The organism is Pseudomonas sp. G5(2012), assembly GCF_000408945.1.
Classification (GTDB): Bacteria; Pseudomonadota; Gammaproteobacteria; order Pseudomonadales; family Pseudomonadaceae; genus Aquipseudomonas; species Aquipseudomonas umsongensis.
Genome location: NZ_APIO01000169.1, coordinates 1 through 22,415, shown reverse-complemented (window position 1 = coordinate 22,415; position 22,415 = coordinate 1). Strand labels below are relative to the sequence as shown.

General features: G+C 60.0%; 17 protein-coding genes. 7 read left to right on the top strand and 10 right to left on the bottom strand.

Going from position 1 to position 22,415, the window contains the following annotated elements; translation table 11 throughout:
• Nucleotides 1-19 precede the first annotated feature (19 nt).
• The gene (locus PG5_RS31485) at nt 20-1,204 is read right to left on the bottom strand and encodes a serine hydrolase (protein WP_020801121.1); all 1,185 of its coding nucleotides are present in this window, start codon (nt 1,202-1,204) and stop codon (nt 20-22) included.
• Between the two features lie 373 nt (nt 1,205-1,577).
• On the opposite strand from PG5_RS31485, the gene PG5_RS31480 reads away from it, so the two are divergent.
• The 5 genes from PG5_RS31480 (at nt 1,578) to PG5_RS31460 (ending at nt 7,482) form a co-directional block, all read left to right on the top strand.
• Nucleotides 1,578-2,819 (top strand): OprD family outer membrane porin, encoded by a 1,242-nt coding sequence (locus tag PG5_RS31480; protein ID WP_020801120.1) that lies wholly within the window; start codon nt 1,578-1,580, stop codon nt 2,817-2,819.
• Between the two features lie 41 nt (nt 2,820-2,860).
• Nucleotides 2,861-4,216, top strand: coding sequence for an MFS transporter (locus tag PG5_RS31475; RefSeq protein WP_020801119.1), 1,356 nt, complete (start codon nt 2,861-2,863; stop codon nt 4,214-4,216).
• Nucleotides 4,217-4,301: 85 nt separating this feature from the next.
• Nucleotides 4,302-5,276, top strand: coding sequence for an AraC family transcriptional regulator (locus tag PG5_RS31470; protein ID WP_020801118.1), 975 nt, complete (start codon nt 4,302-4,304; stop codon nt 5,274-5,276).
• A 95-nt stretch (nt 5,277-5,371) separates the two neighbouring features.
• Nucleotides 5,372-6,481 (top strand): NAD/NADP-dependent octopine/nopaline dehydrogenase family protein, encoded by a 1,110-nt coding sequence (locus PG5_RS31465; RefSeq protein WP_020801117.1) that lies wholly within the window; start codon nt 5,372-5,374, stop codon nt 6,479-6,481.
• Entirely contained in the window at nt 6,478-7,482 is a 1,005-nt protein-coding gene (locus tag PG5_RS31460; RefSeq protein WP_020801116.1) for a 3-hydroxybutyryl-CoA dehydrogenase, read from the top strand. Before PG5_RS31465 ends, PG5_RS31460 begins: the two co-directional genes overlap by 4 nt.
• A 329-nt stretch (nt 7,483-7,811) precedes the next feature.
• Here the strand turns inward: PG5_RS31460 and gudD are convergent, their stop codons facing one another.
• Together gudD and PG5_RS31450 are read right to left on the bottom strand one after the other, a co-directional pair.
• A complete protein-coding gene (gudD, locus tag PG5_RS31455; protein WP_020801115.1) occupies nt 7,812-9,164 on the bottom strand; it encodes a glucarate dehydratase in 1,353 nt (450 codons plus the stop codon).
• Between the two features lie 41 nt (nt 9,165-9,205).
• Nucleotides 9,206-10,570: an MFS transporter gene (locus tag PG5_RS31450; RefSeq protein WP_020801114.1), complete on the bottom strand. Its 1,365-nt coding sequence runs from the start codon at nt 10,568-10,570 to the stop codon at nt 9,206-9,208.
• A gap of 554 nt (nt 10,571-11,124) precedes the next feature.
• Between PG5_RS31450 and PG5_RS31445 the strand changes: the two genes are divergently transcribed.
• Nucleotides 11,125-11,835: a FadR/GntR family transcriptional regulator gene (locus PG5_RS31445; protein ID WP_033044833.1), complete on the top strand. Its 711-nt coding sequence runs from the start codon at nt 11,125-11,127 to the stop codon at nt 11,833-11,835.
• Between the two features lie 49 nt (nt 11,836-11,884).
• Here PG5_RS31445 and PG5_RS31440 read toward each other — a convergent pair whose 3' ends face one another.
• Genes PG5_RS31440 through PG5_RS31430 form a run of 3 tightly spaced genes read right to left on the bottom strand, consistent with a single transcriptional unit; the run spans nt 11,885 to nt 13,652 of the window.
• Entirely contained in the window at nt 11,885-12,556 is a 672-nt protein-coding gene (locus PG5_RS31440) for a GNAT family N-acetyltransferase (protein ID WP_020801111.1), read from the bottom strand.
• 17 nt (nt 12,557-12,573) lie between these two features.
• Nucleotides 12,574-13,020, bottom strand: coding sequence for a GNAT family N-acetyltransferase (locus tag PG5_RS31435; RefSeq protein WP_020801110.1), 447 nt, complete (start codon nt 13,018-13,020; stop codon nt 12,574-12,576).
• Between the two features lie 2 nt (nt 13,021-13,022).
• The gene (locus PG5_RS31430; protein WP_020801109.1) at nt 13,023-13,652 is read right to left on the bottom strand and encodes an FMN-binding negative transcriptional regulator; all 630 of its coding nucleotides are present in this window, start codon (nt 13,650-13,652) and stop codon (nt 13,023-13,025) included.
• Between the two features lie 90 nt (nt 13,653-13,742).
• Here PG5_RS31430 and PG5_RS31425 point away from each other — a divergent pair, with 90 nt between their 5' ends.
• Nucleotides 13,743-15,275, top strand: a complete 1,533-nt coding sequence (locus tag PG5_RS31425; protein ID WP_020801108.1) for a PLP-dependent aminotransferase family protein — start codon at nt 13,743-13,745, stop codon at nt 15,273-15,275.
• A gap of 32 nt (nt 15,276-15,307) precedes the next feature.
• On the opposite strand, the gene PG5_RS31420 is transcribed toward PG5_RS31425, so the two are convergent.
• The 4 genes from PG5_RS31420 to PG5_RS34645 form a co-directional block, all read right to left on the bottom strand.
• The gene (locus PG5_RS31420; protein WP_020801106.1) at nt 15,308-19,885 is read right to left on the bottom strand and encodes a hypothetical protein; all 4,578 of its coding nucleotides are present in this window, start codon (nt 19,883-19,885) and stop codon (nt 15,308-15,310) included.
• A gap of 158 nt (nt 19,886-20,043) precedes the next feature.
• On the bottom strand, nt 20,044-21,144 hold the full coding sequence (locus tag PG5_RS31415; RefSeq protein ID WP_042955927.1) for a polyamine ABC transporter substrate-binding protein: 1,101 nt from the start codon (nt 21,142-21,144) through the stop codon (nt 20,044-20,046).
• A gap of 17 nt (nt 21,145-21,161) precedes the next feature.
• A complete protein-coding gene (locus tag PG5_RS31410; RefSeq protein ID WP_020801104.1) occupies nt 21,162-22,190 on the bottom strand; it encodes a histone deacetylase family protein in 1,029 nt (342 codons plus the stop codon).
• Nucleotide 22,191: 1 nt separating this feature from the next.
• A partial coding sequence (locus PG5_RS34645; protein ID WP_218187901.1) for a hypothetical protein occupies nt 22,192-22,415 on the bottom strand: 224 nt, incomplete at its 5' end.

Genomic DNA, 22,415 nt, shown 5'->3' with positions numbered 1-22,415 from the left:
GGGTGAATCAGGAACCGGCTCAGCGGCTCAGGTTGCGGTAGGCCGCCGTTTCGAAATCCAGATAACCCTGGGTCGATACAGGGTCTACGAATGGCAGTATCTGGGTGGCCCAAAAGCCACCGATGCCATTCTTGCGATCGATCCAATAGAAGAGATTGGCCAATCCAGCCCACGCCAAGGAGCCCGCAGGGCGACCGGTGGGAGCGTCTTGTTCGTTGATCATGAAACTCAACGCCCACGACTTTGGCATGCCGGGGAAGAATTCCGCAGTATGGGAAATACTCGGAATCACGCAGGGAAGGGCTTTTATCTTCAAGTTGTCGAGGCCGTTTTGCTCGGCGAAACGAATCGTCTCCGGCTTCAGGATCCGTCCGTGATCGCCTTGTCCATCGTTCAGCCAGGCGCGGATGAACAGGCAGTAATCCTTGACTGTCGAAAACAGGCCATGGCCTCCCATATGCACTTCGGGTTCCGGCGGGAGGAGGGAGCCTTCGACCGGGCTCAGCGATCCATCCTCTTCACGCTGGTGCATGCCAGCCCGTCGCTGGAGCATTGACGGGGTCATGGTGAAGGCCGTGTCGGTCATGCCCAGAGGCTCAAAAATACGCTGTTGCATGACTTCACCCAGGCGCTTGCCGGTAATGGCCTCGACCACCAGGCCGGCCCAGTCCATGTTGGAACCGTATTCCCACTGCTCACCAGGCTCGAACAGCAAGGGCGTTTTCAGGGCAGCCAACGATCCGCTGATGATGCTGGGTTGTCGTTGCTCCTGGACCAGCCTGTTGTAGTGTTCGTTGAAGAATTCGTAACCCAGGCCTGCGGTGTGAAGCAGGAGCATTCGGGTGGTGATGTGATTTTTCGCAGGGCGAAGCCGTGGGGTGCCGTCGCTATCAAACCCTTCGAGCACCTTGAGTTCGCCGATCATCGGCAGGTAGTCCCTGGCGGGCGCATCGAGATCCAGTCGGCCTTCCTCGACCAACTGAAGCACGGCCGTGGCGGTTATCGCCTTGGTCGTGGAAAACATCGCGAAAACACTGTCGGTCGTCATTGCCTCTGGTTGACCGAGCGTTCGTTGCCCTGAAGCACCCTCGTAGAGCAAACCGTCTCGCCCGGTGACGGCAGCCACGACGCCTGGGACGCGCTGCTGCCCAACGGTGACGGTTTCGAGTATCTGGTCGAATGCTGATGTAGAACCTGGATTCATTATTCTTATTCTCCTTAAACCCAACCCTGGTGCGCTTGGCTAGCGCCTGGAGCGGGATGTGCAGTGACAGGACTGATTGGGCCGACGTGAAGCGATGAACGTCGGGCCAGGGGAGATTAAGAAAATAAAACCGGAGCGTTTGTCGGCTGCCGGCAGAGGGTGTCGGAATCCGGCATTTATCCAATTACCTGCTTCGCCTAAGGGAAACCTTTAGCCGCACGGGAGATTTCCCCCCTTCGGATGCTGTTCATCTTGATACCGGCGCGGCGTCTACTCGCTTACCTTGCGCACACAGGAAGCGTGTCGTCGTAGCGGACTGTTCCATTGAGCTCGCCTTGCGCTTACCCCATAACAATAAGAATGGAGATATCAGGTGAAGCAATCTTGCCGTGGGCTCGGTATTGCCAGTGTGATCGGGGTTATCTGTTCGCCATTGGCAGCTCATGCCGATGTGATCGATGACAGTCATTTCAAAGTGGATACGCGTAACTTCTACTTGCACCGAAACTACACCAACACCCATGCACCGGTGTCTGAAGTGCACAGTTGGTCTCAGGGTTTCGATGCGCAATTTACCTCCGGCTACACCGACACGGCCTTGGCCATTGGCCTGGATGTGGATGCGCAATACGCCGTGCGTCTGGATTCCTCGGGCAACGACGGTTCGCTGCCGTACAGTGTGAGCGATCAACAGACGGCCAATGACTACAGTCGCGCCGGTGCGACCTTCAAGATGCGCTACAGCAAGACCGAGTTAAAGGTGGGTGACCTGCGCCCGCAATTGCCGGTGGCGTTCGATGACCCCAGTCGACAGCTGGATACCATCTATCAAGGTGCCGTGGTCGAGTCCAAGGAAATTGACGGATTGACCGTGACCGGTGGCCGCTTCTGGTCTGCCGTGACACGGGAGTCTTCCAATCACGAAAAGCTCTACAAGTTTGGCTCCACCGATAATCTCGACAGTGACGGCCTGGATTTTGGCGGCGTCACTTACGACATCAGCAAGACGTTGCAAGCCAGTTACTTCTACGGCGTCCTGCACGATATCTACCAGCAGCACTATTTCGGCCTGATGCACATGGCTGACCTGGGCAATGGCTACAAACTTAAAACCGACTTGCGCTACTTCAATAACAATGAAGACGGCAGTGCCTTGAACGGTGAAATTGACAACCGCTCCTACGGTGCCCTGTTCAGCTTGCTCAAGGGGGCGCACATGTTCGGCCTCAGTTACCAGCGCATGCTCGGTGACAGCGTGTTCCCGACCATGAACGGCTATATCCCGCAACCTTACCTGGTGCACTGGTCGTCCCTGGGTTTTGTCCGCCCCGATGAAAAGTCCTGGGGCGCGCGCTACAGCTATGACTTTGCCGGGATGGGCGTGCCGGGGCTGAAATTCTACACGCGCTACATCAAGGGCACGAACTGGGACCGCGGCGGCAACTTGAGCGACAACCAGGAAAGCGAACGCTACCTGGGGCTCAATTACGTGGTACAGAGCGGGGCGCTGCAAGGCCTTGGACTGGACCTGCGTAACATCGATGTGAAACAGAAGTACGGCTACGACTACAACGAGTTCCGTGTCGCCACGACCTACACGTGGAAGTTCTGGTAAGCGCATTGACTCCATAACAATACAAATAGGAGCAAAGACTAGTGAATATACAGGTCGATAACCCGGTCCTGCAGCGCAAGAAAACCTACGTCTACGAGTGGTACGTGGTGGCGCTGTGCATGATCGCCTACATCTTTTCGTTTGTGGATCGGCAGATCCTGGCGCTGATGATCGAACCGATCAAGGCCGACCTGCAGATCAGCGACACCCAGTTCAGCCTGCTGCACGGGCTGGCCTTTTCGTTGTTCTACGCCTTCATGGGCATGCCCATCGCCTATCTGGCTGACCGCTTCTCCAGGCCGAGGATCATCGCCGTCGGCGTGGTGTTCTGGAGCCTGGCGACCGCAGCCTGCGGCCTGAGCAAGAACTTCCTGCACATGTTCCTCGCGCGCATTGGCGTCGGCGTTGGCGAAGCGGCCCTGTCGCCCTCGGCCTACTCGATGTTCAGCGACATGTTCCCCAAGGAGAAACTCGGCCGCGCCGTGGGCATCTACTCGATCGGCTCGTTCGTCGGTGGCGGCCTGGCCTTCCTGGTGGGCGGCTATGTGATCGCCTTGCTCAAGGACATGAACACCATCGAGGTCGCCTTTCTCGGCGCGATGAAGGCCTGGCAACTGGCGTTCTTCATTGTCGGCCTGCCCGGTATCGTGGTGGGTCTGCTGATCTGGCTGACCGTGCGCGACCCGGCGCGCAAAGGCCTGCAGGTCGATGCCCAGGGTCGAGCCAAGAAGGTCGCGATGAGCGATGGCTTGCGCTTCCTGGGTCGTCACCGTGCCACCTTCACCTGCCATTACCTGGGCTTTTCGTTCTACGCCATGGCCCTTTTTTGCATGATGAGTTGGAGCCCGGCGCTGTACATCCGCAAGTTCGGCCTGTCGCCGATGGAGGCCGGCTACATGCTCGGCACCGTGCTGTTGGTGGCCAATACCGCCGGCGTGCTGTTCGGTGGATGGCTCACCGACTACCTGGCCAAGAAGGGTCATCAGGACGCGGCGATGCGCACGGGTGTCATCGGTGCCCTGGGCATGGCTGTACCGGCCGTGCTGTTCCCGCAAGCCGATCAGCTGTGGCTGTCGGTGACCCTGCTGGTGCCAGCCATGTTCTTCGCCTCGTTCCCGATGCCGGCATCCACGGCGGCGATGCAGATCCTCGCGCCGAACCAGGTACGCGCACAGGTCTCGGCGGTGTTCCTGCTGATCAGCAACCTGCTGGGGTTGGGCCTGGGCACCACGCTGGTGGCGCTGTTGACCGACCGCTACTTCGGTTCGCCGGCAGCGGTGGGCTCGTCGATGTCGTTGGTGATCGCCGGTGCGTCGGTGTTGACCGTGTTGTTGCTCTGGCGTGGTTGCCGGCGTTTCCGCGAAAGCTATGCGCGGGAGTATCCGAGCCGCGCTTGATTGGTCATAGTTCATGATCGGTGCCTCGGCCCCGCTGCGTTTGTATGCAGCGGGGCTGAAGCACTTCCAGGCCAGGAGAATCCCGATGTTGAATGACGTACACCTGCTGGAGCGGCATAGCCTGCTCAGCTCGGCCGATTACCGCGAGATCAAGGACAAGGTCAGTCATTACCTGTGTCCGCACAGTTTCAACGTGCTGCGTGACGAGCCGATCCATACCCGGCTCAACGGCGTATTCTTCGGTACTTCGGCGCTGCTCGACCTGCGCTATGGCGCGCCGGTGGAGATCAACATCGGCGACATTGCCGATCAGTACCTGTTTCGCATCACCTTGCAGGGGCATTGCGAAGTGGCCCACGGCCGGCGAAGTGCGGCGATGCAGTCGGGCTGCCTGAGCGTTTCCTCGCCGTTCGCGCAAAGCCGCATCGTCACCGATGGCGAGTGCCGCAACCTGATCCTGCGCGTCGACCGTGATGCCCTGCAGCTGCAACTGCAACGCCTGCTCGGGCGCAGCTTGCGGCAGTCGGTGATCTTCGATGTCAGCGTCGACCCGCTGGGCGCCGGCGTGGTCAGCCTTTATCACACCCTGGACTACATCTGCCGGCTGTACGGCAGCGGCGTGGACGGATCGCGGCTCGCCAGCGGCTTGTCCGATTACCTGATGCAACTGCTGCTCACCCAGCTGCCACATAACTACTCGACGGATCTGTTGATCGATTCGCGCGCGCCGCTGCCGCACCACGTGAAGAAGGCCCGTGACTACATCGAGGCGCACCTTGGCGAGTCGATCAGCCTGGCGACCCTGAGCGAGCTCTGTGGCGTCTCGGCTCGCACCTTGCAAAACGGCTTCAAACAGTTTCTGCAGCAGGCGCCGGTCGAGTACATCCGTGAGCGTCGCCTGGCGGTGATCCACGAATCGCTGCAGCAGGGCAATACCAGCGAAAGCGTCACCGATATCCTGTTGCGCCACGGCATCAACAGCTTCGGGCATTTTTCCAGTGCCTATCGGCAACGCTATGGCTGCCTGCCGTCGGACACCCTGCGCCGACACAAGCATTAAGACTTCTGCGTAATCCGTCAGTCGGCTGCGCAATCGGGAAAGTCCGTGGCGGTGCAGCCCGATAGCATCGAGTCTCTTACAAGAGGAGCAACTCGATGAATATTACCGTGCTGGGTGGGGGACATGGCTGCTACGCCGCAGCTGTCGAGATGGCTGAAAAGGGGCATCAGGTCCGCCTGTGGCGGCGCGATTCGGCAGCGCTCAAAGAGTTGCTGGCCATCGGCAGCCTGACCATCAGGGACTATCGGGGTACCCGTCAGCTGTCCGTCGGCAAACCGGGCGACAAACTGTCGTTCACCGACGACCTGGCCGAAGCCCTGGGCGACGCGCAACTGGTGATCATCCCGCTGCCGTCGACCTCCCACGAAGACCTGGCCAGGCACGTGGCGCCGCATCTGCGCGATGGCCAGGTGGTGTTCCTGCCACCGGGCACTTTCGGCAGCTACGTGTTTGCCAAGGCCATGGCTGATGCCGGTAACCTGGCCAAAGTCGCCTTCGCTGAAACCGGTACGCTGCCGTACCTCGTACGCAAGCATGGCGCCAGCGAGCTGGTGATCAGTTGCTACGCGACCCGCCTGCCGACTGGCGTGTTCCCCAGCAACCTGTCCGAGCACGCCTTCACGGTATTGCGCGAGGCCTACCCGAGCGTTGAACCGATCGAAGACGCCTTGAGCGGTGCGTTGATGAACGCAGGTCCCATCATCCACCCACCGCTGATCATGATGAACGCAGGTCCCCTGGAGCATTTCGAAGCCTGGGACATTCACAACGAAGGCACCCAGCCGTCGATTCGTCGCGTGACCAACCAACTGGACGCCGAGCGCATGGCCGTGCGTGAAGCACTGACCTACGGCGCACCGCACTTTCCCCTGGCCGACCATTACAACACCAGCGAAGGCGAGGCGTGGATGTACGGTCGCGGTGCCCATGGCAAGCTGACCGACAGCGGTGACTGGCGCGAAGACATCGACCTGCAGACCCATCGCTACATGCTCGAAGACACCCGCCTGGGCCTGTCCTTCCTGGTGTCCGTTGGCCGTTGGGCCGGTGTGCCGACCCCGGTTGCCCAGGGCCTGCTGAGCATCGCTTCGGTCGTTGCCGAACGTGATCTCTACGCCGAAGGCCGCACCCTGGAAAACCTCGGTCTGGCCGGGCTCGACCGCGAACGGATGACCGAACTGCTGACCAAGGGCTTTCAATCATGAGCATTGAATTGCCTCAGGTCAGCGTGGTCGGCGCCGGCCGGATGGGCGAGGGCATTGCCCTGGCCTTCATCCATGCGGGCTTGCCGGTTACCCTCATTGACATCAAGGAGCGCGCCGAGGATGAGCGCGACGACTACTTCGAGCGCGTGCGCAATAACATCCGCGGCGAACTGCTCATGCTGGTTCGCCTCGGAGTGCTCCAGCCGGAACAGGCGGACATCGCGCTATCGCGCTTGACCCTGCAAACCCGGGACCGGGCCTGCGAGGCGTTGCGCCGATGCGAGCTGGTGTTCGAAGCCGTGCCGGAAGTCATCGAGGCCAAGCAACAGACGTTCGCCTGGGTCAGCGAGCATGTCCCGGCGTCGGCGATCATCGCGTCGACCACCTCGACTTTCCTAGTTACCGAGTTGAGTGAAATGGTCAGCACGCCGGCGCGCTTCGTCAACGCGCACTGGCTCAATCCCGCGCACCTGATGCCGCTGGTGGAAGTCAGCCGCAGCGCCGCGACCTGCCCACAGGTGGTCGAGGGGCTGCTGCAACTGCTCAAGCGCATCGGCAAGGTGCCGGTGGTGTGCAATCCGGTGGCGGGCTATATCGTGCCGCGCATCCAGGCACTGGCGATGAACGAAGCCGCACGGATGGTGGAAGAGGGCGTGGCCAGCGCAGAGGATATCGACACAGCCGTTCGCATTGGCTTCGGCTTGCGCTTCTCGGTACTGGGACTGCTCGAGTTCATCGACTGGGGTGGCGGCGACATTCTCTACTACGCCTCGCGTTACCTCAGTGGCGCGCTGGCGCCGCGCTTCGAATCGCCACAGGTGATTGCCGACAACATGCACAACGGCCGCAACGGCCTGCGCGACGGCCAGGGTTTCTACGATTACCGTGAACTGGACGTGGAGGCCTACAAGCAGCAGCGGATGGGAGCCTTTGTGCAAAAGCTGGCGTCGTCGGGGTTGACGCCAGCGTTCGATGGCGCGTTGGCTCAGGCATCTGAATAACGGCCAAATGCAAACCGCCACTACTGTAGGAGCGAGCATGCTCGCGAAGAACCTGAAAGCGCCGCGGGGTGCCAGGTTTGCAGCGTTATCGTTGACGACCATCGCGAGCATGCTCGCTCCTACAAAACCCTCGAATACGAGACTTCACCAGGCTTTGGCCTGCCCCGAATCCGTCTGAGGACGACCTCAAGCGCGCGGTCAACGGGCAGTACGTGAAACAGGGTGTTGGCAGCATGGCGCTGTGCGGAAACCGGCATAAGGTCGCCGAGTTCCGCAAGCGGCGCCAGGGTGCAACTTAGGGTTAGGGCACCTGGCTGTGGACCTGTCAGTCAGCGCACCAGGCAAGGTTGCTTGTTGTTGAAGCGCCAGCCCGGAATCAGGAACTGCATCGCGACGCTGTCATCCCGCGCGCCAAGACCCATGCCTTTGTACAATTCATGGGCCTTGGCCACCGCGTCCATGTCGATCTCTACGCCCAGGCCATGCCGGGTCGGAACTGAAACGTAGCCGCCTTCGATTTTCAGCGGCTCCCGGGTCAGGCGCTGGCCGTCCTGCCAGATCCAGTGCGTGTCGATCGCGGTGATTTCCCCCGGTGCGGCGGCTGCTACCTGGGTGAACATGGCCAGGGAGATATCGAAGTGGTTGTTGGAATGCGAGCCCCAGGTCAGGCCCCATTCGTGGCACATCTGGGCAACACGCACTGAGCCTTGCATCGTCCAGAAGTGCGGGTCGGCGAGCGGGATGTCGACCGATTGCAATTGAATGGCGTGGCCCATTTCGCGCCAGTCGGTCGCGATCATGTTGGTGGCGGTCTTCAGTCCGGTGGCACGGCGGAATTCGGCCATGACCTCGCGGCCCGAGTAGCCGTTTTCTGCACCGCACGGGTCTTCGGCGTAGGCGAGGACGTGATGCTGATCGCGGCACAAACGGATGGCTTCTTTAAGCGACCATGCACCATTCGGGTCAAGGGTGATCCGTGCGTCAGGAAAGCGTTCAGCCAGCGCGGTGACCGCTTCGATTTCTTCATCGCCGCTCAACACACCGCCCTTGAGCTTGAAATCGTTGAAGCCATATTTTGCGCTGGCTGCTTCTGCCAGGCGCACGACGGCTTCGGCGGTCATGGCTTTCTCATGACGAATCCGGAACCAGTCGTCTTCAGCGTCGGCCTCGTTACGGTAAGCCAGGTCCGTGACATGGCGGTCGCCGATGTAGAACAGGTAGCCAAGCATCTTCACCGCATCGCGTTGCTGCCCTTCGCCGAGCAATGCAGCCACCGGCACCTCGAGGAACTGACCCAGCAGGTCGAGCAGCGCGGCTTCCATCGCAGTCACCGCATGAATGGTGATGCGCAGGTCGAAGGTTTGCAGGCCGCGACCGGCCGCATCCCGGGATGCAAAGGTGCTACGCATCTGGTTGAGGATGCGTTGGTACTGGCCGATGGGCTGGCCGATCACCAGGGCGCGAGCGTCTTCGAGGGTCTCACGGATGCGTTCGCCCCCCGGAACTTCGCCCACGCCAGTATTACCGTAACTGTCCTTGAGAATGACAATGTTGCGGGTGAAGAATGGTCCGTGGGCGCCGCTCAGGTTCAGCAGCATGCTGTCGTGGCCCGCGACGGGTATGACTTGAAAATGGGTGACGACAGGTGACTGGGTGGCGTTGACAGAATGTTCAGCGTTCATGGCAAGTTCCTACGAGTATGGTCGTTCAACGAACAATGGAGTCAGTGCGCTTTGACTGTCGCATGCGTTGGAGCGGCGTTCGGTGGTGTCAGCACGGGTGATGGCTTGGGTGAGGTCCTGGCGAAAAACACCAGTATCGCGGCGAGCACCGAGGTGCCGGCCAAGCCATAGAGGCCGCCCTGGATCGACCCGGTCGTCTGTTCCAGGAAACCGAAGGTCGTGGGTGCCACGAAACCGCCCAGGTTGCCGATCGAGTTGATCAGCGCGATAACCGCGGCGGCGATACGGGCATCCAGGTAGCCCTGGGGAATAGGCCAGAACAATGAGGACGCGGACTTGAAGCCGATGGCAGCGAAGCAGATGGCGACAAAGGCGAAGATCGGCCCGCCGGTGGTGGACAGGAACATGCCGGCAGCTGCAATCAACAAGGCAGTTGCGACCCAGGCTTGCTGGAATTTGAACTTGCTCGACAGCGCCGCAAAGGAGTACATGGCGATGATCGAGATCAACCATGGGATCGAGTTGAAAAACCCTACCTGTACATCACTCAGGTCACCCATCTTCTTGATGATGCTGGGCAGCCAGAAAGTCGCGGCATAGATCGTCAGCTGGATGCAGAAGTACAAGGTGCAGAACAGCAGGATCTGGCGATCTTTCAGGAGTTTGCCAATGGTCGGTTTCACGCTGGTCAGGGCTTCACGTTCGCGTTGCTCCTGATCGATGGCACCGACCAGCGCATCCTGCTCCTCGCGCGTCATCCACTTGGCGTCGTGGGGTTTGGAATCAAGCCAGAACCAGACGAAGAAGCCCAGGAACACCGAGGCCAGGCCTTCTATGGCGAACATCCATTGCCAGCCGTGAAAGCCAAAGCCTTCGATTTGCAACAGGGCACCCGACAGCGGACCGGAAATCAGCGAAGCAACGGCTGAGCCGCTGAGGAAAATGGCGATGGCTTTACCGCGCTCGACGCCTGGCAGCCAGCGAGTGAAGTAGTAGATCACGCCGGGGAAGAAGCCCGCTTCGGCGACACCCAACAGAAAGCGCAGGATGTAGAAGTGGGTTTCGTTCTGAATGAACGCCATCAGCGTGGCGACGATGCCCCAGGTGAACATGATGCGGGTCAGCCAGATCCGGGCGCCGACCTTTTGCAGCAGTATGTTGGAGGGCACTTCGAACAGTGCGTAGCCAATGAAGAAGAGGCCTGCGCCAAGGCCATAGGCGGCAGCGCCGATACCGAGGTCATGTTCCATGTGCGTGCGCACGAAACCGATGTTGACCCGGTCGATGTAGTTGAGGATGAACATGATCACGAAAAGCGGGAGCACATGTCTCTTCACTTTGCTCACGGCGCGCGCGAGTACCGAATCATTTTCTGGAACGACAGATGCGTTGCTTGAATTGTTCACAATTCAAATCTCCCACTGATTATTTTTATGCGGGTTTGAGCGTGATAGCGGCGGCCTGGCTGCCGGTTATTGCTGTCGAGTTACCAGGCGCCAAATGCCTTGATCAGGGTCGCGTCGGAGTCGGTCAAAGGAAAAGACATGAGGTCTTGCGAGAGGTTGGACTTGTGTACTTGAGGATTCATGGGATTCGCCTGCATCGATGGTTTTTGTTTAGATGTCTGGAGCGGTTCAGTTGATAGACATCATACAAGTGGTTTTTTGGCGCTGCAATGCGGCGAATGGTGTTTTGTGTGCATAACGACGTGAAAAAATGGCTTTTTTTTTATTATAGCCACTGGTTATTGGTGTTTAACGGCCGAATCGTGCCGAGCCTGATAGGGTGGAACTGTCATTTAGCTGGACGGTGTTCCGAGTTAATCAGTTCTTTATAGGTGTGTTGTCATACAAGTTGAGCCTTTTCTAACCTGGTGTAGCGGGGGGGACATTCGCATTTCGCCAGAGAATCTCCGGTGGGTGTTAAGCTCTGTGAAGCAAAATTCCGTGGACTCGAACCTATGCAAATTGAAAGCGGAACCCCTGTCCGCAGACGCTCCAATAATCTGGCTCAGGGCGTGGTCGAAGCACTGACCCAGCGCATTTTGCTCGGCCAATTGAAGCCAGGCGAAAAGCTGCCTTCGGAATCCACCATCGTTCTCGAACATGGCGTGAGCCGCACTGTTGTCCGGGAGGCTATCTCCAAGCTGCAAGCTTCGGGGCTAGTCGAGACACGACACGGAATCGGCACATTCGTGCTGGAGCAACCCTCCCAGCCAGGGCTGCGCCTGCATGTGGATACCGTTGCGAGTGTCCGCAGCATGCTGGAGCTGAGATTGGGCCTGGAGGTGCAGGCGGTTGCACTGGCCGCTATGCGCAGAACCGACGATCAGCTCGCGCGTATGCGTCAGGCCTTGAGTGATTACCAGGCTTCGCTGGCGAACAACGATAGTTGCGTCGAGCAAGACAAGCGCTTTCACCAGATCATTGCCGAGGCGACCGGTAATACGTTTTTCACGGAAATCATGCAGCACCTGGGCAATGCCATGATTCCTCGTACCCAGGTGAAGGCCGACGAACGTGGAGGCGCCGACTTTTCGCAATTGGGGCAGTTGGCGAATCTGGAGCATGAAGCGATCTTCAACGCGATCAAGCGACAGGATCCCGATGCGGCTCGAGCAGCGATGGTGCTGCACCTGACCAACAGTCGGGATCGGTTTTCGGGGAGTTGAAGGGGGGCTGAAACCGTGGCAAGGGAGCTTCCACTCCCTCACCGATGTCTTACCCCCGGCACTCCACCAGGCTTTTCACCTGTCCAGAATCCGTCTGGTTCTCATCACTCAACCAGCGTTCGAACCCTGCGCCAATCGCCGGCCATTCCGAATCGATGATCGAATACCAGGCGGTGTCGCGGTTCTGCCCCTTGACGACCATGTGCTGGCGGAACACGCCTTCGAAACTGAACCCCAGGCGCTCGGCCGCGTACTTGGAGCGGGCGTTGGCGTTATTGCATTTCCACTCAAGGCGCCGGTAGCCGAGGGCGAAAGACTCCTTGGCCAGCAGATAGACGGCCTCGGTGCTCTTGGGGGAGCGTTGCATCGGCGCGCCGAAGGTCACGTGGCCGATTTCAATGCGGCCCTGGGCCGGGACGATCGACATCAGGCTGAGGATCCCTTGTACTTCGCCGCTGGCGCGGTCGATCACGCTGAAGAAGTAGGGATCGCTGCTGGCGGCGTGGTTGTTCAGCCAGTCGTTGAATACGCTGCGCTGCGGGAAAGGACCGTAAGGCAGGTAGTCCCACAGTTTCGGATCGGCACCCGGGCCTTGCAGGGCGTTGAACAAATCGTCGCCGTGGCGCGCCGGGTCGAGTCTTTCCAGGCGGATGAAACGCCCTTCGATCAGTTGGGCTGTCGGGGCCGGGACGCCTTTCCAGTCGGCGAGTGAAGTCGGCATGCTGTTCTCCTTGAACGTTAAATGGCTTTGCGAAACTGGATGAAACCCGGACGCTCAGCGATGCGCTCGTAGAGCTGGATCGCAGTGGCGTTGGTTTCGTGGGTCAACCAATGCACCTTGTTGCAGCCGTCGGCCTTGGCCGTGGCGTAGACGAATTCGATCAGCTGACGGCCAACGCCGGTGCCGCGGGATTCGGGTGTTACCAGCAGATCCTGCAGGTAGCAGGCGTTTTCAATGCTCCAATTGGAGCGATGGTAGATGAAGTGCACCATGCCCACCGCTTTGCCGTCTACCCAGGCGAGGGCGGCATGGGTGGGTTCGTTTGGGTCGAGCATGCGTTGCCAGGTGCTTTGGCTGACGGTTTCTGGCAGTTCCGTGTTGTAGAAACGCAGGTAGGCCTGCCACAGCGGCAGCCAGTCGGCGTGGTCGTCGGCGCTGACCTGGCGGATGTCGATCTGGTTCATGTTCATTCCTTTGGCATCAAGTGGGCGAGGGCCTGGTCGTGTGCGTCGGCGCTGGCGGCCAGCCCTTCGCGCACGCCGGCAATGTCGGCGGCGTTGCGGTTCTGGCTGAGCTTGCGTTTGCCTTCCAGGCGCTGGATCGGCAGGGCGAAGCCGACGATGGCCTTGAGCATGCCGTCGATGTAATCGGCCGGGGCATCGGCGACTTTCCACGGTTGCGCGCGACCGGCTTCATGGCGCTCGGTCAAGGCGCTGACCAGTGAGCGCAGGCGCTCGGCATCGGTGAACACCTCAGCGCTGCCATAGGCGTGCACAGCCACGTAGTTCCAGGTCGGCACGACTTTGCCGTCCTCGGCTTTGCTCGGGTAGAACCCGGGGCTGACATAAGCCTCGGCGCCGGCAAAAATGACCAGCGCTTCGGCGCCGTCCTGCAGTTCTTTCCACTGTGGGTTGGCCTTGGCGAAATGGCCATACAGGGTTCCGTTCGGACCCTCGTCGGTATTGAGCAGCAAAGGCAAATGACTGGCTTGCAGGCCTTGTTCGCCATGGGTAACCAGCAGGGCGAGGCGAGTGCCGAGCATCTGTTGCTGCAGCTCATGCAAATCGTTGAAGGCAAAGGCGCGGGGCGTATACATGGAAATATTCCTTGGCGAATGCCTGCATCCTAGGCAGGCTATTGGTCTGTTGTAAGAGCCATTAACGATAAATTTCATAGGTCCATTGTCATGAAGGATGCGCCGCTGTCCTTGTCCTTCAATCCGGCGGGTATCGAGCTCGACCGCCGCCAGGGCTTGAGTCGCCAGCTTTATCAGGCCTTGCGGGTTCGAGTGCTCGACGGGCGCCTGGCCAGCGGCACGCGATTGCCGGCGAGTCGGGACCTGGCGGCGGCCCTGGCGATTTCCCGCAACAGCGTGGTACGGGCCTACGACCAGCTCTACGCCGAAGGGTTTATCGAAGGGCGGGTGGGTGACGGAACCTATGTCGCACAATTACCCCAAGCACCGTTCCCCGGCAGCAAAACAGCGCCGAAAGCCCCGCCAGGCAGCTCTCTCAAAGGCCTGGATGTGCCTGTGTTGGCGGCCGGTCAAGTCGCTCGCAGCGGCGCATTGGCGCGGGTGGAAAACAATCATTTGCCGACGCCTCCGAGCGGTCCGCCGCGCGCTTTTCGGGTCGGTGTGCCGGCATTCGATCTGTTTCCGTTCGAGGTGTGGGCCAAGCTGAATGCAGCGTTCTGGCGCAAACCGGATCTCCAGCAGTTGTGTTACGGCGCACCGCAAGGTGATGCGCGATTGCGCGGGATGATCGCGGCGTATTTGCGCAGTTCCCGCGGCATGCAGTGCACGGCGGAGCAAATCGTCGTGACCAGCGGCGCGCAGCAAGGGATCAGCCTGTGTGCGCAGTTGCTGGTGGAACCGGGGGACGGGGTGGCGGTGGAAAACCCCGGGTATCGGGCGGCCGGTCATGCGTTTGCGGTGGCGGGTGGGCGATTGCACGGCATCGCCGTGGACAGCGAGGGCATCGATTGCAGCGAACTGGCGCGCCTGGGCGATTGTCGTCTGGCCTACGTGACGCCCTCGCATCAATACCCCTTGGGCGTGGTGATGAGCCTGGCGCGACGCCTCGAATTGCTGGCCTGGGCCGAGCGCAACCAGGGCTGGATCGTCGAGGACGATTATGACGGCGAGTACCGATACAGCGGCGCACCGCTGGCGCCGTTGGCCGCGCTCGATCGTCACGGGCGGGTGCTCTATGTCGGTACGTTCGGCAAAGTCGCCTTTCCCGCTCTGCGCCTGGGCTACCTGGTGTTGCCGCCAGCATTGGTCGAGGCTTTTGCCCAGCGGCGTGCGGTGGATGTCCGGCATTCCGAGGTGAGCACACAGGCGGTGATGGCCGAGTTCATGGCCGCCGGGCATTTCCAGCGCCACGTGCGGCGCATGCGACGTGCCGCGTTGAGCCGCCGCAACACGCTATTGGCCAATTGGCCCGCGGATATCGCCGGTGTGGGTCACCTGCCAAGTGTGGCAGCCGGCTTGCACATGACGGTGATGGTCGACTCTCTGGCCCGTGAGCGTGAACTGATAGAGGCTGCGTCCAGCGTCGATGTCGAGATCAATGGCCTGAGCAGCTATTGGCTAGCGGATTCGAACAACACGCCCGATCAACGCGTCGGGTTGGTCCTGGGCTTTGCCGCGGTGCCGGAGGAGGCGATCAGCGCGGCACTCGAACGTTTGGAAAAGGTCTGGCGCAGGACTCGCTGAAAGCGCGAATCCTGGCGGGTGCGGGTTGTCTCTCAGGAACTCGAAGCGGCTTGCTTGATCTTTGACAAGAACAATTCATCCGCCAGTTTCGGACTGATTTCGCTGCGATAAACCGCGATCAGCTCGTTGTTGGAGGCCGATGTGCGCTTATCCAATGTACTGCCGAGCAGGCGTTGGGATACGGTTTTCAGGTGGGCAGCGGTGTAGGTTTTGGGGGCGGTGTCCGGGCCTGAATAGTGAAAGTGGGCGTACCAGAGCACCTTTGCAGTGCCATGTTCGCGTATCTCGTATTCTTCGAGAAAGTCGTTTTTATGCCCTTTGAGTCGCCGCCGACCGGGTGTCTTGGCGATGGTTATCAGTTTTTTGCTCATCAGCCATTCAACGCGGGCGGCGGTGGGGGGCTGTTCCTTGGTCATGCGGATTCGGGTCCGGCGACCTTTATCAAAGAGCTCGGTCGCGCCCTCATTGAGCTGTTTGGCCAGCAGTACGGCTGACGCCGGCCCGCCGTCAGTCGCATTATTGTCGGTGAGAGCTTCTTCGATCGTATCGCTCGCTTCTTGCAGTCGCCTGGCGTGCTGGTGAAACATTTCTTCTATTTCCGTGGGATTGCGTCCCGCTACCTTCGAGTGCCCTTCGGTGCGACGGATAAACGGCTGCAACTGATCCACCAGCGCCTGCCCCTTCTGGACGCTGATTTGCAGATCAGGTCGCACAGGGGCAGGTGCCTGCTCCGGCGCAGGTTCATGTTCCACCCAGACGCCCGGTGTTTTCTCATGGAATGTCGCGGTGACCTTGTTGGTCAATGGGGATATCACGTCGACCCATTCGGTGTTGTCCGCCGCCGTGCGCACACGTGGCTTGCCAACCACCGTGCCTTTGTAACGGGTCTTGATGATGCGTTTTGAGTCAGGGGCGGGGCGAGAAGGACCCGGTGTCGGTTCGAGTGATTTGCGTTCTTGCAGAAGACCAGCGAGGTGCTTAACGCTGTGCTCCCTGAAGGTTTCGATGCGCTCGCGCATGAGGTCCAATGGGGGTTGCAGCAACTGCCGCGGAAACTCGTCAGGCAGGTCCTGTATCCGCAGGTCGAGGATGGCGAACTGTTCCACCAGCTCACTGAAACCGTCGATTCGCTCAGGCAGGGGCAGTGCATTGTCTTGTTCGGCAAGCTCGAGCGAAGACTGGACGGTCAGGCCCGTATCCTCGACAAGTCGTGTCATGGCTTGTCGGGCTGGCGCCGTATCCACGGAGGCGCTGTCACTCAAGCAAAGTTCCTGGGCAAGGCTGATCTGGAACAGTTTCAGATCCTGCAGCGCGTAACGGGGCAGCACTGCCTGACTCTCTCGCGCCACTTCGGCCGCTTCCTTGCCCAGTCGTTTCAACTCTTCGATGCGTGCCTGGGCAAACTCGATCTTGTCGATGAAGCCCTGGGTCAGATCGCTGGTGAGCTGGTGTGTCTGGCGCGGAGTCTGTGTGCCGTCCCCCGGCTCGTTATCCAGCAACGCCAGGGATTGGCGCATGTGTTCGCCAAACGCTCTGTTTTGCTGAATGAACCACTGCTGCGTGAGGGACAACTGATGATCCAGGCAGTCGACCAGGACCGCACGGTAGTTGGGGATCGATTCAATGCTGTTGTAGGACTTGAGCTGTTCGATGAAGGTGCCGAATTCCGCCACATGCGCATCCAGGGTTTCGATCAGGCGTTGCCGATTCGGGTCGACAATGTCCGTGGTAGGCGCTGTTACTGCCTTCTGCACGGCATCGAGCTCCTTTGTCAGCTGGGTTTTGCGACTTTCAAACGCGCTCAGTTGCAGTTTCAGCGTGGCCTTGCGTTGCTGGTTTTCCAGGGCTAGCGCTTTTCGGCTGCGGCCTCCGCCGCGCAATCGCAAGCGCGTATCGATGAACCATTGTCCCCCTGCGGAATGAATCAGCAGCGGACCCCGGCGTGACGGAGTGATGCGCGAGTCGATGATTTGCACATCGCCGTCGTCGTTGAGCCAGGCTTCGAACCAGCGCTGGCCCACCTGGGCATACCACTTTTGCTCGAGCGGGCTCAGATAGCGGTGAGGGCCGGGTTCGTTCGACGGCTTTTCGAGCCCGGTGGGCTTGGCGATAGCCAGCCGGTCCAGCACGGACGCCAGGCTCGCTTGCGACAAAATGCCGAAGGTATGCAGGGGTGTCGGGTGGTTGTCGGGCAGCAGGTGAGCGACGACATCGGGCATCTGCGTCACAGTGATGGCCGCGACCGGTTTTTCGAGTGTTGGGGTAGCGCTCTCAAGGTGTGGGGCACGTGGTTTGTTGCGCGTGGCGGCGTGGTGCGCCAGGACCATGCCCAGGGACAGGAACAGGTCGGTCAACGCAGTCCATTCATGCTCGGAATCATCCGCTTCCCGGGCTTCGCGCGCCTCGTCCAGATCGTCCATGATTTGCCAGATCCAGGCCGCAGTCGCCGCCGTACGCCCGAGAAAAGGCAACGTTACGTTGAACAGCATCCAGGCCGCTTGCTTGAGGGTAGCCCAACGACTTTGCGCATTGGACACCGACTGCCGGTCGGCCAAGGTGACCAAGGCATTGGCGTTGGCGCTAAACAGTACCGGCAAGGCGGGTTGCGGCACCGGCGACGAACCCAGGGTCAAGGCGCCCATCATCCCCAGTATCGAAGTTGAATCAACCAGCAACTGGGACAACGTCCAGACGGAGGGCAACTCGCCTGGGAACACGTACTGCGAGTAGTTAAAGCGCACGTCATCCGCTAACCAGGCCAGCACCGATTGGCGCAACGCCCTGTTGTGCTTGATGGCGTAGAGCAGGCTCGCTTCGCCGGGGTATTGCAACAGTGGATGATCGAGCAGTGGCCGATACAGCAGGCACGGACCTTTTTCGACTTGTCGCGGCCCGATCACGAACATGTTGGCGACTTCGTCAGCCTTGCCATCGTTGCGTCCGCCTGGAATAAAAGCCAGAGGGCGGATGATGATTTCCAGACCCTCGACATAACGATCCGCGGCCTTCTCCTGCAAGGCCGCGACGACATAGCGATAGCCCAGTTCATCGATCCCGGCCTCGCCACGGATCTTCGCTTGCAGCGTTTGCAGCGGTAGCTGGATGCGCAGGTCTTCGGCGTAGAGTTGCTGGCGCCGGGCCTTTTCCTGCGGGTCGTCGAGCAGTGTGCGCTTGATCAGCCTCGGGTAGTTTTCGCCGATGTTCACGGCGCTCACCAGGCTGTCCAGGTAGGTCGGCGTCAGCCATGGCGCAACCGCTGAACCGTCGCGGTATTGCACGGTTTTTTCACCCCAGGGCAGGGCTGTGAGGTTCTGCAACGCCAGATCGACGAGTGACAACGTGACGGTTTCGGTTTCGCCCGGCACCGCGAATGTCCCGAGGATCACAGGGTGAGTGCTGCTGATTTGAATGTCTTCCAGGTGCGGCAGGGACGCTTGCGGGTGATCCTTTGTCATCTGGTCTTGCAAGGCCTTCAGGGTAAATTCGCGTAACGCAGCAATGCCATCGTGAAACGATTTCCCGGCGTGCTGCTCGCGTACCAACGCCAGGTCCATCAAGTGCCGACCGTAGCGAGTAAGATCTACTGTCGAAGCATTCAGCAACCAGTCCGGTAAAAGACGCTGGATCTGGTTGAAACGGGTGGGGCGCTGTTGCACCCGCTTTTCGAATTGTCCAGCCGCTGCCGCGATCCGTGGGGCCAGCGTCGACACCGCCATCTCGTTGAGCGAGCCAATGGCCTGGATTTCCAAGGCGATCAACGCACAGGCCTGCTGGTCGAAAAAATCGCCCGTGGGTTCGTAGAGGCACCACTGCAACTGTTGAGCATTTTCCGATGGAGTGACGCGTCGGCGAAGAACTTCGCCCAATGCCGCCAACGAATCATAGTGCCTGAATCCTTCGATGATCGAATGAGTAACGATCAGCGTGCGTTTCTCCAGCGTGCCGACAATGACGGCGGTGTCCATCAGCTGCCGGTGTTCGCTGTGTTGTTGATCGAGATGGTCGATGTCGATCAGGCAGGCGCGTGTCTGGTATTTGTCGTGGGCCTGACGATCGGCCTGTTGCGGGTAGTTGTAGACGGTCAGCGCCAGGGCCAGTTGGTCTTCGTCCCAGTCTTTGGGTTTGTCGTCGTTCCAGAGGCTGTGCAGGGCTTCGCTGATTTGATGCCAGCGGGGCTTGTTGGGGGCGATGGCTTCATTCCAGTAGTCCAGCTGTTGCTCCTGATAGGCCACGAACAACAAGCGCGCCAGGCGATTGAGCAGGCAGCCGATGGCATCGATCTTCACCGGCAGCTTGATGCCTGGCTCCACACCCGGTTGCCGGGTCAGGAAGTGTTCCCCGTCGATGTAGGTGGCTGTCGCGCCAGACAAGGTGAGCCGTACCAGCGCGTCAGTCAGGGATTCGAACCGGCTGTTGGCGGGCAAGACCTGGTTGTCGCTGATGGTCCAGGCGGGTGTAACCACCACGGTCAGGTTCGGATCGATGTGCAGTTGCGGATACTCGGTGTCGAGGGCGGTGCGGATCGAGGTCGAAGCGACTTCCCTGAGCGAAGGGCCGGTCACCAATTGAGTGAGTATGTCGTCGGGATTGTTGGAGGGTATGGCGGGCATGGCCGTTTCCTGTGTCCGGTGAAGCGCTTGGGACAGCGCGGGTTCGGGCACGGTAGAGGGCCGGTGGAAACAGGAGGTGGTAGATAGTTATCGCAGTAGGAGCGAGCATGCTCGCTCCTACAGGGGATTTCGTTTTATTCAGTTCCCTGCGCCGCGTTTCAAGTCCCCGACTTGATCTTGGTCCACGCCCGGGTCCGCGCACGTTCGGCATCGCGTGGCAGCGGTTGCAGGGTGTAGAGCGTGCCCATGGCCGCTTCAGTCGGGTACAGGTTCGGGTTGTTGCGAATCGCCGGGTCGACCAATTCCGTGGCGTCCTTGTTCGGGTTCGGATAGCCCACGAAGTCACTGACCGGCGCGATCACCTGGGGTTGCAGCAGGTAGTTGATGAAGGTGTAGGCGTCTTGCGGGTTCTTCGCGCCCTTGGGAATCGCGAGCATGTCGAACCAGATCGGCGCGCCTTCCTTGGGCAGGCGCATGTCTACGACCACACCGTTCTTGGCTTCCTTGGCGCGGTTGGCGGCCTGGGAGAAACTGCCGGAGTAACCGACGGCGACACAGATGTCACCGTTGGCGATGTCGGCCATGTACTTGGACGAGTGGAAGTAGGTGATGTGCGGACGGATCTTCATCAGCAGCGCTTCAGCCTTGTCGTAGTCCGCAGGCTTTTTGCTGTTGGGGTCCAGGCCAAGGTGTTGCAGGGCCAGGGGCAGGATCTCCGAAGGCGAGTCGAGCAGGGCGACGCCGCACTGCTTGAGCTTGCTGATGTTCTCTTCCTTGAAGATCAGGTCCCAGCTGTCCACCGGCGCATCGGCGCCCAACGCGGCCTTGACCTTGTCCGGGTTGAAGCCGATCAGGATGGTGCCGTACATGTACGGCACGGCGAATTTATTGCCCGGGTCGTTGGCTTCGATCAGCTTCATCAGCTTGGGATCGAGGTGGTTCCAGTTCGGTAGTTTGCTGCGGTCCAGAGGCTGGAACACACCGGCTTCGATCTGCTTGGCCAGGAACACGTTGGACGGCACCACCACGTCGTAGCCGGAGTTGCCGGTCAACAGCTTGGCTTCCAGCGCTTCATTGGTGTCGAAGATGTCGTAGACCAGTTTGGTCTCTGGGTTCTGGGCCTTGAAATCTTCCAGGGCCTTGGGGGTGATGTAGTCGAACCAGTTGTAGACGCGCAACGTTCGTTCTTCTGCATGTGCGCCGCCACTGAGCACCGTGGCGCACAGGGCAGGAACAATCAGGCGCTTTAGATTTTTCATTGTCATGCGATTCCCCGTTAAGCGTTTTCAAAGCCTTCAAGCACGTTGACGGCGTTGATGCCGATTTCTTCCACCGCGTAACCGCCTTCCATCACGAACAGCGTCGGCACACCGAGCCTGGCGATGCGTTGACCCATGGCCAGGTAATCGGGGCTGTCGAGCTTGAACTGGGAGATCGGGTCGTCCTTGAACGTATCCACGCCCAGGGAGACGACGACGATGTCGGCGCCATAGGTCTCGATCTCGTTGCAGGCTTGCTCCAGCGCAGCGCTCCAGGTATCCCAGCCGCTGCCGGCGGGCAAAGGATAGTTGAAGTTGAAGCCTTCACCGGCGCCTTCGCCGCGCTCGTCCTCGTAACCGAGGAAGAACGGGAACTCGGCTTCCGGGTGGCCGTGGATCGAGGTGAACAGCACGTCGCTACGCTCGTAGAAAATCGACTGGGTGCCATTGCCGTGGTGGTAGTCGACGTCGAGAATCGCGACTTTTTTGTGGCCCTGATCGAGAAAGGCCTGGGCGGCGATGGCCGCGTTGTTGAGGTAGCAATAACCGCCCATCAAGTCGCTGGCGGCGTGGTGTCCCGGTGGGCGGCACAGGGCGAAGGCACTGCGGGCGCCGCGCTGGATCTCTGCTTGCGCGGTGAGTGCGACCTGCGCCGCGCTGTAAGCTGCTTGCCAGGTGCCGGCGGTGATCGGCGCGCCGCCGTCGAAGCTGTAGTAGCCCAGTTCGCCGTGCAGGCTTGCGGGCTTGACGCGACGCAAGGTGCGGGCCGGCCAAGTGTAGGGCAGCAAGTCACCGTCGGTGTTGAATTCGGTCCAGCGCGCCCAGGCACCTTTGAAAAAGTCGAGGTAGTCGCGGCTGTGGATACGCTCGATTGGCCCCAGGCCAAAATCCTTCGGTGCTTCTACGGGACCCAGGTTCTGCTTTTGCACACGTGACAGCACATGATCGGCACGCGAAGGCATTTCAAAGCAGGGCTTGAGTTGCCCGTCGATGAGTTCGCAACGGCCGTGGTGCAGGTGGTGATCATCCGAGTAGATCGTCAGCATTTTATTGTTCTCCGCAGGCGGTTTCGGTTGCACACAGTCTTGCGGCGCGGACGATTTCGGAGAACGGCAGGAAAGGCCAAAAGGGGATTAATGTGGCCAAAATAATTGACCGAAATTCGCCCCTTCCTGGATAAAAATCAAAAGCCAAAGCAAAAGTAAAAACGAGGTGGCTTGTCCGGGATGTGATCGTTCCCATGCGCAGCAAAGGAATGCCGCCAGGGACGC

Coding starts and splice junctions, on each gene's coding strand:
- PG5_RS31485 (WP_020801121.1), bottom strand. CDS start 1,204: ATGAATCCAGGTTCTACATCAGCATTCGACCAGATACTCGAAACCGTC.
- PG5_RS31470 (WP_020801118.1), top strand. CDS start 4,302: ATGTTGAATGACGTACACCTGCTGGAGCGGCATAGCCTGCTCAGCTCG.
- PG5_RS31465 (WP_020801117.1), top strand. CDS start 5,372: ATGAATATTACCGTGCTGGGTGGGGGACATGGCTGCTACGCCGCAGCT.
- PG5_RS31460 (WP_020801116.1), top strand. CDS start 6,478: ATGAGCATTGAATTGCCTCAGGTCAGCGTGGTCGGCGCCGGCCGGATG.
- gudD (WP_020801115.1), bottom strand. CDS start 9,164: ATGAACGCTGAACATTCTGTCAACGCCACCCAGTCACCTGTCGTCACC.
- PG5_RS31445 (WP_033044833.1), top strand. CDS start 11,125: ATGCAAATTGAAAGCGGAACCCCTGTCCGCAGACGCTCCAATAATCTG.
- PG5_RS31440 (WP_020801111.1), bottom strand. CDS start 12,556: ATGCCGACTTCACTCGCCGACTGGAAAGGCGTCCCGGCCCCGACAGCC.
- PG5_RS31435 (WP_020801110.1), bottom strand. CDS start 13,020: ATGAACCAGATCGACATCCGCCAGGTCAGCGCCGACGACCACGCCGAC.
- PG5_RS31430 (WP_020801109.1), bottom strand. CDS start 13,652: ATGTATACGCCCCGCGCCTTTGCCTTCAACGATTTGCATGAGCTGCAG.
- PG5_RS31425 (WP_020801108.1), top strand. CDS start 13,743: ATGAAGGATGCGCCGCTGTCCTTGTCCTTCAATCCGGCGGGTATCGAG.
- PG5_RS31420 (WP_020801106.1), bottom strand. CDS start 19,885: ATGCCCGCCATACCCTCCAACAATCCCGACGACATACTCACTCAATTG.
- PG5_RS31415 (WP_042955927.1), bottom strand. CDS start 21,144: ATGAAAAATCTAAAGCGCCTGATTGTTCCTGCCCTGTGCGCCACGGTG.
- PG5_RS31410 (WP_020801104.1), bottom strand. CDS start 22,190: ATGCTGACGATCTACTCGGATGATCACCACCTGCACCACGGCCGTTGC.